Origin of the sequence: Mesobacillus foraminis (genome assembly GCF_004340465.1) — a bacterium.
Taxonomy (GTDB): domain Bacteria; phylum Bacillota; class Bacilli; order Bacillales; family Cytobacillaceae; genus Mesobacillus_B; species Mesobacillus_B foraminis.
The window spans coordinates 53,568-68,183 of the sequence record NZ_SLVV01000008.1 but is presented as its reverse complement, the minus strand read 5'-3'; the positions used below and the strand labels follow the sequence as shown (position 1 = coordinate 68,183).

The 14,616-nt window shown below is 42.9% G+C and carries 11 protein-coding genes and 1 riboswitch; of the genes, 7 read left to right on the top strand and 4 right to left on the bottom strand.

Going from position 1 to position 14,616, the window contains the following annotated elements; all coding sequences use genetic code 11:
• Nucleotides 1–179 precede the first annotated feature (179 nt).
• Nucleotides 180–1,022: an alpha/beta fold hydrolase gene (locus tag EV146_RS15425; protein WP_132007849.1), complete on the top strand. Its 843-nt coding sequence runs from the start codon at nt 180–182 to the stop codon at nt 1,020–1,022.
• A complete protein-coding gene (locus EV146_RS15420) occupies nt 1,015–2,217 on the top strand; it encodes a SpoIIE family protein phosphatase (RefSeq protein WP_132007846.1) in 1,203 nt (400 codons plus the stop codon). The genes EV146_RS15425 and EV146_RS15420 overlap by 8 nt, the downstream gene beginning before the upstream one ends.
• 206 nt (nt 2,218–2,423) lie before the next feature.
• On the opposite strand, the gene EV146_RS15415 is transcribed toward EV146_RS15420, so the two are convergent.
• Nucleotides 2,424–4,007 carry a methyl-accepting chemotaxis protein gene (locus EV146_RS15415; RefSeq protein WP_158287109.1) on the bottom strand — a complete coding sequence of 528 codons (1,584 nt, stop codon included), beginning with the start codon at nt 4,005–4,007 and terminating at the stop codon, nt 2,424–2,426.
• Nucleotides 4,008–4,539: 532 nt separating this feature from the next.
• Complete coding sequence (locus tag EV146_RS15410; protein ID WP_158287108.1) at nt 4,540–6,591, bottom strand: Ig-like domain-containing protein; 2,052 nt, start codon at nt 6,589–6,591, stop codon at nt 4,540–4,542.
• Nucleotides 6,592–6,916: 325 nt separating this feature from the next.
• Between EV146_RS15410 and EV146_RS15405 the strand changes: the two genes are divergently transcribed.
• The gene (locus EV146_RS15405) at nt 6,917–7,765 is read left to right on the top strand and encodes a hypothetical protein (RefSeq protein ID WP_132007837.1); all 849 of its coding nucleotides are present in this window, start codon (nt 6,917–6,919) and stop codon (nt 7,763–7,765) included.
• A 93-nt stretch (nt 7,766–7,858) separates the two neighbouring features.
• Here EV146_RS15405 and EV146_RS27075 read toward each other — a convergent pair whose 3' ends face one another.
• A complete protein-coding gene (locus EV146_RS27075; RefSeq protein WP_158287107.1) occupies nt 7,859–8,017 on the bottom strand; it encodes a hypothetical protein in 159 nt (52 codons plus the stop codon).
• Between the two features lie 136 nt (nt 8,018–8,153).
• A complete protein-coding gene (locus tag EV146_RS15400) occupies nt 8,154–9,026 on the bottom strand; it encodes an amidase (RefSeq protein WP_132007834.1) in 873 nt (290 codons plus the stop codon).
• 42 nt (nt 9,027–9,068) lie between these two features.
• Nucleotides 9,069–9,156: riboswitch (cyclic di-GMP riboswitch) on the bottom strand.
• 254 nt (nt 9,157–9,410) lie between these two features.
• On the opposite strand from EV146_RS15400, the gene EV146_RS15395 reads away from it, so the two are divergent.
• From EV146_RS15395 to gnd, 4 genes are all read left to right on the top strand, one after another.
• Nucleotides 9,411–10,139 carry a GntR family transcriptional regulator gene (locus EV146_RS15395; protein ID WP_132007831.1) on the top strand — a complete coding sequence of 243 codons (729 nt, stop codon included), beginning with the start codon at nt 9,411–9,413 and terminating at the stop codon, nt 10,137–10,139.
• Complete coding sequence (gene gntK / locus EV146_RS15390) at nt 10,132–11,673, top strand: gluconokinase (RefSeq protein ID WP_132007828.1); 1,542 nt, start codon at nt 10,132–10,134, stop codon at nt 11,671–11,673. The genes EV146_RS15395 and gntK overlap by 8 nt, the downstream gene beginning before the upstream one ends.
• A gap of 21 nt (nt 11,674–11,694) precedes the next feature.
• A complete protein-coding gene (locus EV146_RS15385; RefSeq protein WP_132007825.1) occupies nt 11,695–13,041 on the top strand; it encodes a GntP family permease in 1,347 nt (448 codons plus the stop codon).
• Between the two features lie 116 nt (nt 13,042–13,157).
• Complete coding sequence (gene gnd / locus EV146_RS15380; RefSeq protein ID WP_132007822.1) at nt 13,158–14,558, top strand: decarboxylating NADP(+)-dependent phosphogluconate dehydrogenase; 1,401 nt, start codon at nt 13,158–13,160, stop codon at nt 14,556–14,558.
• Nucleotides 14,559–14,616 lie beyond the last annotated feature (58 nt).

Here is a 14,616-nt window from a genome sequence, read left to right as displayed (position 1 = left end):
AAAGAAACCATGCGAAGGACAAAAGGGCAAACTGAGATGACCACTAAAGCCCTATGGTGGTGCAGTCCATTTTTACGTTATACTTATGCCAAGTTTCAAACCCTGCTTAATTACTGTTCCAAGTGTTATGATAAGTAATATATAGATTCCTATCATTCCTTACAGGAAGGAGCCCCATCATGAACCAGGATATCTTCATTCGAAACAATATAAAGATTCTAGGCAACGGAACAAAGTCGATGATACTGGCACCTGGTTTCGGCTGTGACCAAAGTGTATGGAAACCAGTTGCAAAAATGTTCAAGAATGAATACCGGATTATTTTATTCGATTACGTCGGTTCAGGGAATTCGGATTTGCGGGCTTATGATGCAAAAAAATACAGCACTCTTGAAGGCTATGCCCAGGATGTACTGGATGTTTGTTCATTACTTGAGCTGAAAGATGCCATTTTTGTTGGTCATTCAGTTGGAAGCATGATTGGAATGCTGGCCTCCCTTAAAAACCCTGAGCACTTTTCTGATTTGATCATGCTCGGACCTTCCCCCTGTTATTTAAATGTCCCGCCTGATTATTTTGGCGGGTTTGAAAAAGAACAGCTTCTTGGATTGATTGAAATGATGGAGCGAAATTATCTCGGCTGGGCAACCGTTTTTGCTGCCACAGTAATGAATAACCCGGACCGTCCCGAGCTCAAAGCAGAGCTGGAGGAACGTTTTTGCTCAACAGACCCGATCATCGCCCGCCAATTTGCGGAAGCTGCCTTTTTTGCAGACAATAGAAAGGACCTGTCAAATGTAACGGTGCCGACACTTATTTTACAATGCTCCGAGGATGTCATTGCCCCTGTTCAGGTTGGCGCATATATTCATCAGCAACTGCCCGGCAGTATGCTGAAACACATGAAAGCAACGGGCCATTGTCCGCATATGAGTCATCCCGAAGAAACTGTTAGCCTTATCCGCAACTATTTAAAGGAAACCTCAAAGGATGGATCTGAGGTGACCTTATGTAATGGATGAGCAGCTGAACCATGCACCATGCGGCTTTCTAACACTATCTAAGGACGGTGCGGTTGAGTCCATCAATGAAACCTTGCTGCGAATGCTCCACTATGAAAGGGACGAACTGGCAGGAAAGCAGATCAGCTCCATTCTGACTGTGCCTTCAAAGCTCTTTTACCAGCTTTATTTTGTTCCGCTTATAAAAGTTCAGGAAAAAATCGAGGAGATGTATCTCTCCTTCGAAGACAGCAATGGCGATGAAGTACCTGTAATCCTGAACGCCCGGAAGACAAAACAGGCCCAGATTGACTGTATCGTTTTCCCAATACGGAAAAGAAATCAGTATGAAAATGAACTTCTCGCCGCCAAAAAAGAGGCAGAGGCAGCTTTATTGGCCAAGCATGAGGCAAATAAACAATTAGAATCAGCCCTGAAGGAACTGAAGGTAAAGCAATTAGAACTTATGGAAGTAAACCAGCAAAATCAAAGATTTAAAATAGAAACAAAAAAGGAACTCGAACTCGCCAGGAAAATACAGGAGACTTCCTTGACGGACCCTATTGACCTTACGGATATTCAGGTTGAATCCTACTACAGAGCTTCCAGTGAACTGTCAGGTGATATTTATGGATTTTACCCCATAGATCAGCACCGCTACGGAATTATTCTGCTGGACGTAATGGGGCATGGAATTTCTTCGGCATTGATCACAATGTCCCTCCATTCCCTATTCCAAAGATTGATTTCAAGTGGGGTCCAGCCGGAGATTGTCATGCAGGAATTGGATAAACATCTGCACAGTCTGTTTCAGAACAAAGAGGAAACAAGGCATTATTGTACGGCGATTTACCTTTTAATCGACAGCAGGCAGCAAAAAATCGACTATATTAATGCAGGCCATCCTCCTGCAATCTGGCAGGACAAAAATGGACAACAGTCAGAACTCAAAGCCACCGGCGTCCCTATTGGCATGTTCGAAGACATAGTCTATAAAGCCAAAACGATTACATATACCAGGGGAGACAGACTGCTGCTCTTCACAGATGGAGTCACCGACCCTCTAGGTTCCAATGTGCTCCAAGCCCTGCTCAGAGAAAACCAGTCGCTTCCACTTGCAAAACTAAAACATAAAATTATTCAATCGCTTGAACACCAGGAAAAGTTCTATCATAAAAGTGATGATAAATGTTTCATACTAGTTGACCTTAAATAAGGGCCAACAGACACATAAGCAGGCCCTTTCCTTACCACTGAATTGATTCGGGCCTTCTTTCACTATGTTGTTTTCTTATCTCAGGACATGCAAAGAAGCATTCTCTTTGACGGGAACTTTACAGCTTAATTAGATTAGTAGTAATATTTAGCACCCGGGCCTATAAAAATACCCCCTGAAGTGAAGTGATCAGGGGGTATACTGCATTATAGCTTGAATCGGTTAACTAATTGTTTCAAATCGCCTGCCAGGCCAGTCAGGTGAACCGCACTTGCTGAAACCTCCTCCATGGAACTGGCTGTCTCCTGTACGGATGCAGAGGTTTCCTCAATTCCCGCTGCCGATTCCTCCGATATCGCCGCGATTTCTTCAATCGATTTATTGATATCATGGCTATTGCCAGCTATGTCTCCAAGATTATGGGAAATCTTTTGGACTCCATTGGCCATCTCAACAAGGGAGTGATTGATTTGCTCGAAGGTTTCACCGGTTGTTGTAATCTGGTTTTTGCCCTTTTCAACTTCTATATATCCGTTATTCAATGAATCGGTCACTGCCCTCGTCTCGGTTTGAATGCTGTCCACAATCCCCGATATATCCCTTACGGAGAGGGCTACTTGATCAGCCAGTTTCCTTACCTCATCAGAAACAATGGCAAATCCAGCTCCGTGCTCCCCTGCCCTTGCTGCCTCGATCGCGGCATTTAAAGCCAGGATTTTGGTTTGTTCGGCAATCTCTTTGATTACTCCGACAAGCTCGGTTATTTCCTGTGACTGTTCCCCTAATCCTTTTACCTTGACCACTGCTACGTTAACAATCTCATCAATGTGGCCCATCTGCGTAATCGAGGACTTCATTAGCTGACTGCCTTCCATGGACAGCTCTAGGACCTGCTGTGAGGCAGCATAAACCTCTCCACCGCTGTGATTCGCTTCCTCAAGCTTGTTTGTGAACATGCCCATTGAAGAAGCAATCTCCGTCGTAGTACGTGCCTGAGACTCGGATCCAATCGATAATTCCTGCATGGTTACGGCCACTTGATGGCTTCCTTCTTTTACCCCATTTGACGCATCAGTCAGGCTTCGGCTTTGATTAGACAAGGCCTCCGAAACCTGATTGATTTTCAGAAACATACCTTTTAGATTTTCACTGACCTTATTGGCTGTGTGAACCAGCATTCCCACTTCATCCTTTGATTCTGCTGCCAGCGGTTCATTGCTCAGGTCCCCATCCGCGATTAAGTCCATACGCTCCTTCAGTCTGTGAATAGGCTTTGCGATGGATCCTGAAATGATGAATGACCCCGATATTACGACGAGCATCAGCACTGCCCCAAAGATAATAGAAAAAGTGGTAGTATCCTCTGCATATCCTAAAGCCAGTTGGCTTCGTTCCTTGCTTTCCTTTTCCCTTGCCAAAGCCAGCTCCATAAATGAGTTGCTGGTTTTATCGATTAATGGGTCAATTTTTTCAGTTAATACCCGCCTTGCTTCCGCGGCACCCTTGGACTCATAAGCAGGAAAGAACTCACTGTCCGCTAATGTGTAAATCTCTTTTACCTGTTCGGCCAATTCTTTTGCCGATGGGTCTTCCGACTGCTTTAATAAGTCTTCCAGGAATTGAAAATTAACTTCTTTTAATGCCTGATAGGTTCCTTTGTTTCCTTCATCTCCATGAATGACATATCCGCGCAGTGCACTTTGATTCGAGCCAAGGATAGAAAGAATTTTCATATCCGTAGCGAGCAGCGGAATCTCCTTATCCGCAATCTCCTCCGTCTGTTGCTTCATTTCTTGTATTGAATAAATTAAATAAAACCCGAACCCCAGAACCAATAGGGTTATCAGCATAAAGGAGGCCATGAGTTTTGCCCTTATACTTTTAAAGTTTAATAAACCTTTCATAAACTCCACTCCATCTTCAATATATGATCGCCACAATTTGTAATCCTCTTAAGAATTATTTCCATATTAAGTCTATCAATTGTCTATCCTGAATTTACGCGGTATTATTTATGACCAACTCCCATTCATTACTCCAAAGTAAATATCTTCGACAACTTTTATATCGGCTGAATTGGAAGCGATGTTAAGTAGGAGTTCATGGTAAACATTAAGGAGTTATCTCCAATGGTCAAAAGGTAAATTTTTGCTTAAATACATGCATTAATTAAAGTTTTAAGGGAGACCCAACTTGGATTAATTCCAGTAAAAATGAGACTCTGCTTCCGGTTTAATAAATGAAGTGTAAAGAGGAATCTTATTTCAGAATTGTCACAAAAAAAGAGGATACCCATAAGGCATCCTCCCTCGTCTATATTTATTATCGTTTGGTAAAAACAACATGATCTAAGCCGGAAATACCAATCCGGTCTCCAGACTTAAGAGTTACTGTTACACTTGTAACCGTATAAGTACCAGGTTTATGTGCAAGGATTTCATTTACAAGTAGATTATCTCCCCTGTAAATGAATAAATTCCCCATATAATCAGGTGTTGTAATTTTATACTTCCCCGGAGCTATATCCTTGCCTACAGTCCAGTATCCAGAGTGCAAAGTGTTGGACCTTATATTTGCGACACGGGTGAATTGTACATTGTCAAGGCCCGAAATCTCAATATTGTCTCCTGCTTTAATATCTGTTGTAACTGCTGTAACGCCAAATTCATCCTTCTCACTCGACAGGATTTCATTTATAAAACGATCCTCTGTACCCATACCAATGACTAAGTTGCCGCTGCCTGCTTTAGCGGTAATCTTATAGCGCCCCGCAGGTATATCCTTTCCTGCCTTCCATTTTCCAGCACTTAAATTCTTAACATAAGGTACAGTAATAGTCGCTGCTGTTGTTTTTCCATTTATTGTTGAAGCTGTAATTCTTGCGGTTCCTGAACCAACGGCCTTGACCTTCCCCTTGCTGTCAACCGTTGCTACTCTAGTATTTGAAGATTTCCATTTCACTGTTTTATTCGTTGTATTATGCGGACTAACCGTGGCTGTAAGAGCTAGAGTTTTCCCCTTGCCCAAGGTAACTGAATTTTTATTCAGTTTAACCGATTTTGCTGGAATAGGTGCCGTGACTGTCACCTTTACCTTAACCGCCTTGGCATCTTTCACTGTGGCAGTTATAGTTGCCGTTCCTTTTGTCTTTCCACTTACTTTCCCTTTACTGTCTACCGTTGCAATTCTTGTATTTGAAGACGTCCACTTTACAGCTTTATCGGTACTGTCTAGTGGTGAAACGGTGGCTTTAAGTACCGCTGTCTTTCCCGCTGTTAAAGTTAGGCCAGTTTTATTTACTTTTACTGTTTTAGTCGAAACCTTTACTGCTACTTTTTTATAGACCTTAGGGTTATCCTTTGCAGTTGCTGTAACAGTAGCCGAACCATTGGCAAGTCCTTTGATATTTCCTTGCGAATCGACGGTTGCTACCTTAGGGTTTGAGCTTTTCCACAAGATGGTTTTATCTGCTGCATCCTTAGGATCTACTGTCGCTGTTACCTTTACAATTTGTTTTTTTGAAATATGCAAAGAGGACTTATTTAATTTCAAGCTAGTCGGGATAATTTTTAATACGGTTACAGGGATGGTTTTTGTGATAGATTTGTCGCCGTTTGCGGTAGCTGTAATAGTTGTTTTTCCAACCTTCACTGCTTTTACATTCCCTTTAGTATCGACAGTTGCAATTGCCGGGTTACCGCTAGTCCAGCTGACACCCTTATTTCTGGCAGTTGATGGGTTAACTGTTGCACTTAGCTGTGCCGTGCGGTTAACCATTAGAGTTAAACTGGTTTTGCTTAATGTGATACTTTTTGGGACAAGGATGACCTCTTTAAAGTTTATTGTCTCAATTAACGAAGAGATATAAATCTTCTCACCTTTTGAGAAAGTATATCTATCAGGATTTACTTCTTCATAAAATAAACTAAATGATTCCTTTTCAAAATATTCGTTGTCCAAAATACTAATATAGGCACTATCATCAGGATTGACAATATCTAATGTATAAGTCCCTGCAGGAATATCAACGTCAACTTCATAATACCCAGCCCTGATGTTTTTCATATCCAGTTTTCCAGTTTGAGACACTTCTATATGGGAGCCGCCATCTAAGTAAATCTCTATTGCATCCCCATCTCTTAAACGGGCAGAAAATTGATTAGATGAATAAGTTTTATCACTGTCAAGGGTTTCAACTAGTAAAACTTCCTCCCCCCTGCTAATGAGAATAGTAGCAGTCCCTTCCTGAACGCTAAAGTTATTTAATCCTGCCGAAATATCCTCCCCTACCTTATAAGTACCTTCTCCCAACGAAGCAGCGGATGCGCCTGTTACTTCACATCCGAACCAAAATGACAGAAAAAGCACCATCATGACTAATAATTTTATTGAACTATTCCTATTCAAAGGCAAACCTTCCTTCCGACTTATATTTTCTATGTATATATCGGCAGAAATACCTCGACTTTCATTATATTAATAATCTCTTTACAATTTTTGTTTAAGAGGCTACTCAGCTATTGAAATAACAGTTACTGGAAGATACTATAGGGATACGAGGATAAAACTTCTTCAGAGGGGGAAAGCACTGAGGCTATACACAGCCACCTGGTAAAAGCTTAATTGTAAAAGGTTGGTTGGGAAAGGTTCTTTGTGAATACCTGTATTAAATCAGACATCTTTGAACCCGGAGGCTATAATGAAAAATAAATCTGTACGGTCGGTGACAATTGTTTTATGCGCACTGGTTCTCCTCTTCAGTATCCCTTTCCCGTCGGCCATAAGTGTTTATGCTGGAACAAATGCGGTGCACACTTTGAAATTCAGCAATAACATTAAAGTGAAGACTCTTTTTTACCCATATCGGGATCCTGCCAATATCAAAGGGACTGCGGCAAAAGGGCTGCAGGGAATTACTGCAGACCCTAAAAATAATTTTTATTTAACTTATGGAACAGGCGATAAAACCAGTTATGGATATATTTATAAGTACAGCAGCAAAGGAAAACTCTTAAAGAAAAGCAAGAAGCTGACGATTGGGCATGGACAGGCCATCTCCTATATGGATGGTTTTCTCTACCAAATTGCCGATATTAAGGGCCAGAAGAGCTATGTGCTGCAAAAAATCAACCCGGCGACTTTAACAGTTGTGAAAAAGTGGAGGATTCCTTCTGCCATTCATCCAAATGTCCTTGCCATGCAGGATGCCAATACCGTAATTGCTGTTTCAAAGGCAGGCGACGGCTACGATATTAATAAGATCCATTTAGGCAAGGGCCCCGAAGCAACTCGTGACTGGCGTGAAAAGATTCATGTGAAGGGACTCATCGGCAAAACACCGAAAAAAGAAATACAGGGCTTTGCGATTGGGGGCCATTCATACTATCTGCTCTCAAACGGAGAATACATGACCTTTGATCGTAACGGCAAAAATATAAAGCGCGTATCCCTTAATACCGCAAGGGAGCCTGAAGGCATTACCATCTTGAAAAATGGCAAGCTTGTAATAGCCTTTAACAAGTTAAATGAAATCTTCATCCAGCAATAGGGAAAGCGATACCCTGAAGGCCATCTCCAATACCGGCCTTTAGGGTACCGCTGCTTTCAATAGATTGACCATTTAGTCTCGGCGAAATTTCTCTTACTCGTCATTAACCTCGCCGTCACCAATTTCATCCTCTTCCTCTACATCTTCAATTTTTTCGTCTTCCTCCGGTTTTTCATCATTTCCGCACCCGCTTATCGAAAAGATTGAAAAGCATAAGAGCAGCATCAGAAAATACTTCTTCATTGATTTCATTGATTGAAAACCTCCTTTCTCTGTTAGGTTTTCCAATCTAATGAATAATATTATTCTGTAAACTGTGCGTCTTCATTGGAACCAATAAAAAAAGCAGCTCGCCAATATGCCGGCAAAAGCTGCTGCTATGTCTTTATTAAGGTTTCATTGTCAGCCAGCTGCCGACATGGTGAACGGCTATCCCACTATATCCGGGTGTTCCCGCATAAAAGCTTTTCACTTTCTCCAGTTCCTGATCGAGATAAGCCTCTCCTTCCTCAAAGAAGGATATCATGTTTCCCTCATTCGTCTGCCCTGTCTCCACACCGATGACCAGCTTTTTATTATATTTTCCGGCATAGCCTACTTCATTTTTTACAAGCTCAATGATCATCGGCGCTGAATCCCGGTAAGCCATGATCGTGACTCCGCTTGTATTTGCAATGACCCATTCAGCAAGAATGCCTTTTCCATACGTATTTTTATAGGATATCTCATCGAACCAGAAAGGCAGGTCCGCCTCAAGCGGAATATTTAACGAAGCTGCACTGCTTTTCGCCTTTAATAATAAAGCCTGGTAAGTTTTGACCGTTGCAGCCTGTTTCGAGGACCAGCCGCTGTATAAATAGGGTTCAACATCTAAATGGATTCCGGTAAACCGTTGCAAAGGACTGGAACCGTTCTGGTAGGTCTTTATCCAGTTTACAAGCTGATCGAGGCTAAGATAGCCATTAGGCGCCACCCAGTTTGGTGCCCCATCCAGTGCGTAAACCTTCATTCCCTTGGCTGAAGCTTTTTCAATGAAGCTTCGGTAAACGCTCTGCGGAATATCCCGGTCGATTTGCAAATAAACCTTGTTTACATTCTTGCTTTCCAGGAATGCCAGTGTTCCCGCCTCGTCATCTACCATCATCCACGGATTCCAAAGCCAGGTAGCAAAGTCCTCCGCTCCAGCAGCTTTTACGTTCATTCCGGAACCTCCTGCTAAAAACGAGAAAAAGAATACTGCCGCCATCACTATTTTTGCCATTCCTGCATCCTCCACTCTGCAGCCAGGGCACACAGAATGGTACCTGGCAACCTGACAACCATACGAATTCTTTCGCTTAGGCTCATGGCTTTGCGTCCTTCCCTTTCGGTGAAGTTTGCCTTTTTCAGATTTTTAAGTCCCTTTAGTATACATTATCTTTCTATAAAATTAGCGAAAATTAATTGTCAATTTTTTGAAATATATCGTTGTTCGCTAAAGGAATGAGGCCTTGCAATGGATGTTGCTGTTTGCCTCAATTCAAAAGGACTTTTCAAAACAATCTGAGTGTAATCGATTGCTTTTTATTAAAAGCGTTTGCATAATATAAAATCTGCGTTATAATACTTGTATACAAGTATACTTATTTTACAAGAAGGTGTATGCATGGCTGAACCTAAGGAATTATTATATCCCGAAAAGTGGCTTTTAAAAGCATCTACTGGGGATCGTGTAACATGCGAGCTGAGAATGCGGATTATTTCGGGCATGATTGAGAGCGGTACCATCCTGTCGGAAAATAAATTGGCTGCAGACTTTGCCGTTAGCCGTTCGCCAGTCCGTGAAGCATTGAAAGTAATGGCATCTGAAAATATTATCCGTTTGGAAAGAATGGGTGCCGTTGTTATTGGATTAACGGAAAAAGAGATAGAGGAAATTTATGATGTTCGCTTACTCATTGAAACGTTTGTATTTGAACGGCTTGTCAGAATGGACGTTTCCGAGCTGGTAAGAGAGCTGAGTAAAATCCTGGAGATGATGAAGGTTGCAACAAGATATGAAGACGCAGATGAGTTTTCCTTTCAGGATGTACTGTTTCATGAAACGATCATCCGCGCCATCAACCATTCCCACATCTTGATGATCTGGAATAATTTAAAGCCTGTAATGGAAAGTCTCATCCTTTTATCAATGCGTGCACGTTTTAAGGAAAAGTACGAGGACTTTGACCGGATTATAAAAAACCATGAGCTTTATATCGAAGCAATCAAGGCAAAGGACAGAGATCTTATGATTGAGTCCTTGCATCAAAACTTTGATGATGTTCAAGGGAAAGTAGAAGATTTATGGATGTCACAGCAAATCCTATCAAAAGGAGTGGAGCAAAATGACTAACTATATGTTAGGGATCGATATCGGCACTACAAGTACAAAAGCTGTCTTGTTCAGTGAAAAAGGTGAAGTGATCCAGCAAGAAAACATTGGCTACCCGCTATACACACCCAACATTTCAACTGCTGAACAAGATCCCGAAGAGATATTCCAGGCAGTTTTACAGGCAGTTTCGGCTATTATGAAACATCATTCCCAGAAAAAACTATTATTTGTTTCATTCAGCAGTGCGATGCACAGCCTCATAGCCATGGATGAAGATGACCGGCCGCTTACGCCTTGTATTACATGGGCTGATAATCGAAGCGAGGCATGGTCCCACAAAATAAAACATGAGCTCAACGGTCAGGAAATCTACAGGCGAACCGGAACGCCCATCCATCCAATGTCACCTTTGAGCAAGATTGCCTGGATTGTGAATGACCGCCCTGAAATCGCTGCCAGAACCAAAAAATATATTGGTATTAAAGAATATATCTTTAAAAAGTTTTTTGATCAGTATGTGGTCGATCATTCTTTGGCATCAGCCATGTGCATGATGAACCTGAAAGACCTGGACTGGGATGAAGAAGCGTTAAAAATAGCTGGCATAACGCGGAATCAATTGTCTGAGCTCGTCCCTACTACCAGGATTTTTACCAATTGCGACCCCAATCTGGCAAAACAGATTGGAATTGATCCGGAAACTCCTTTTATCATCGGAGCAAGCGACGGAGTTCTTTCCAACCTGGGTGTAAACGCCATCAGGCCCGGCGAAATTGCAGTGACAATTGGGACAAGCGGGGCCATCCGGACCATCATTGACCAGCCGCAGACAGATGAAAAAGGAAGAATCTTCTGCTATGCCCTGACGGAAAAACACTGGGTCATTGGCGGACCGGTCAACAACGGAGGAATGGTCCTCCGCTGGATCCGCGATGAATTTGCTTCTTCTGAAATCGAGACAGCAAAAAGACTCGGAATTGATCCTTATGAAGTATTAACAAAGATTGCCGAACGAGTAAGACCAGGCTCTGATGGACTGCTGTTCCATCCATACCTCGCAGGGGAACGTGCTCCATTATGGAATCCGGATGTCCGGGGCTCCTTCTTCGGGTTAACCATGTCCCATAAAAAAGAGCATATGATCCGGGCAGCCCTTGAAGGTGTCATTTATAACCTATATACCGTATTTTTAGCCTTGACGGAGTGCATGGATACTCCTGTAACACGACTTCAGGCAACAGGCGGTTTTGCCAGGTCCGAGGTTTGGCGCCAAATGATGTCCGACATATTCGAATCAGAGGTGACCGTTCCAGAAAGCTATGAAAGCTCATGCCTTGGTGCCTGTATTTTAGGACTGTATGCCACAGGAAAAATACAATCATTCGAAATCGCATCCGAAATGATTGGCACTACCTACAAACATACACCAAAAGAAGACGCAGTTAAGGAGTACAGGGAGCTGCTGCCAATTTTTATTGACCTATCAAGAGTGCTGGAAAACGATTATAAACGGATTGCTGATTATCAAAGAAGCTTGACAAAACACAGCTAGATAACAACTGGGGGAATTCACATGCCATTAATTATTGTTGCCATTGGGATTTTGGCCTTATTGCTGCTTATTATGGGACTTAAACTAAATACCTTTGTATCGCTCATCATTGTTTCATTCCTTGTTGCTTTAGCACTGGGGATGCCTCTTGATCAAATCGTCAAAACGATTGAGGCCGGATTAGGCGGAACACTTGGACACCTCGCGCTAATCTTTGGGCTTGGAGCAATGTTAGGGAAGCTTATTGCCGATTCAGGGGGCGCACAGCGCATTGCGATGACCCTCGTCCACAAATTTGGGGAGAAGAATATTCAATGGGCAGTGGTTGCTGCCTCATTCATTATTGGTATCGCTTTATTTTTCGAAGTTGGATTAGTGTTACTAATTCCTATCGTCTTTGCTATTTCAAAAGAGTTAAAGATTTCTATCTTGTTCCTTGGAATTCCGATGGTTGCCGCTTTATCGGTGACACACGGATTCCTTCCGCCGCACCCGGGGCCAACAGTGATTGCTGGCGAATATGGAGCTAACCTGGGCGAAGTATTGCTATACGGTTTTATCGTCGCTGTTCCTACAGTTATTCTTGCAGGACCATTATTTACAAAGCTGGCTAAAAAACTGGTGCCTGAATCATTTACGAAAACAGGCAGCATCGCCTCTCTGGGAGAACAGAAAGTCTTTAAGCTTGAAGATACACCAGGATTTGGCGTCAGTGTATTTACAGCGATGCTTCCGGTTATCTTAATGTCAATTGCCACAATTATTACCCTGCTTCAAAAAACATTGGGATTTGAAGACAACAGTGTCCTTGCGGCGATTCGTTTTATCGGAGATGCCTCTACTTCCATGCTGATTTCCCTGCTGGTTGCTGTTTATACAATGGGGCTGGCCAGGAAGATCCCAATTAAAAACGTAATGGATTCATGTACAACGGCAATTACCCATATTGGCATGATGCTTTTGATTATTGGTGGGGGCGGAGCCTTCAAGCAAGTGTTAATTGATGGAGGTGTCGGTGACTATGTGGCCGAGCTTTTCAAAGCCACTACCCTGTCTCCAATCGTCCTTGCCTGGCTGATTGCTGCCATCCTGCGGATTTCCCTGGGATCTGCCACTGTTGCTGCGCTGACAACAGCTGGTCTGGTGATTCCGATGCTGGGACAAACTGACGTTAACCTTGCTTTAGTGGTACTGGCAACTGGAGCGGGAAGTGTAATTGCCTCACACGTTAACGATGCCGGTTTCTGGATGTTTAAGGAGTATTTCGGCTTAAGCATGAAAGAAACATTCGCAACCTGGACCTTGCTTGAGACCATCATTTCGGTTGCTGGTTTAGCCTTTATCCTGTTGCTAAGTTTGTTTGTATAAAAGGGAAACTCATTCGTTTTCGTATACCCTTACCTTCCAGGCAGTAGATCCCCCGCTTCCAACTATTAAGCGGCGGCTTTACTGCCTGTTATTCTAAATTAAAGGAGCAGTGAAAGATGAATACAATTGGCGTAATTGGTTTAGGAGTCATGGGCAGCAATATTGCCTTGAATATGGCAAACAAGGGAGAACAGGTTGCTGTCTATAATTACACAGAGGATTTAACGCATCAGCTTATGAAAAAGGTTGATGTCCAGGAGATCACCCCGTACTACGAAGTGGCTGAATTTGTCCAATCGCTGGAAACTCCCAGAAAGATCTTTCTAATGGTGACAGCGGGCGGGCCAATTGATTCGGTGATTGGTTCTTTAGTCCCCTTTCTTGAGAAAGGCGATATCATCATGGATGGAGGAAACTCCCATTTTGAAGATACAGAACGCCGGTATGATGACCTGAAGGCGAAAGGGATCGGCTATTTGGGGATCGGGATTTCCGGCGGTGAAGTCGGAGCATTAACAGGTCCTTCCATCATGCCCGGCGGAGACCGGGATGATTATGAAAAGGCGGCTCCAATCCTGACTAAAATAGCCGCCCAGGTGGACGATACCCCATGCTGTGTTTATATTGGGCCTAAAGGAGCAGGCCATTTTGTAAAAATGGTCCACAATGGGATTGAATATGCAGATATGCAATTAATTGCGGAGGCCTATACGTTTTTACGAGAAAAGCTGCATTTATCTGTTGACGAGATTGCAGACATCTTCGAGACATGGAATCAAGGGGAACTGAACAGTTACTTAATCCAGATTACCGCAGAAATTTTAAAGAAAAAGGACGAATTGACAGGCTTGCCCCTGGTCGATGTCATCCTGGATAAAGTAGGCCAGAAAGGCACAGGAAAATGGACGAGCATTCAAGCAATCGACAATGGCATCCCTTCTTCGATTATTACTGAATCCCTGTTTGCCCGCTACATATCCTCTTTAAAAGAACAAAGGGTACATGCAAAAGACATTCTTTCCGGCCCAGAGGCGGACAAGCTTTTATTAGATAAAGAGGAATGGATTGAGCATGTCAGGAAGGCACTGTATATGGGAAAGATCTGCGCCTATACGCAAGGCTTCACACAATATAAAATGACTTCCGAGCTTTATGGCTGGGACTTGCCATTAAAGGATATTGCCCTTATTTTCCGGGGCGGGTGCATCATTCGTGCCGAGTTCCTGAATATCATATCGGAAGCTTACGAAGCTCAGCCGGACCTGAACAACCTATTGGTCGCCCCTTACTTTGCTGAAAAAGCAAGAGATTATCAACGCGGACTGAGGAAGATCCTCTGTGAAGGAATTAATTCGGGGATTTCTTTCCCATGCCTAAGTGCATCCCTCACTTATTACGACAGTTACCGGACAGGCCGGTCAAACGCCAGCCTATTGCAGGCGCAGCGTGATTATTTCGGTGCACATACTTACGAGAGGACGGACCGCGAAGGTGTTTTTCATACAAACTGGCAGTGAAGATTATAGAAGCTGAACTCTAACGTTCAGCTTCTTTTTATTTGTGGCCAGCATACAA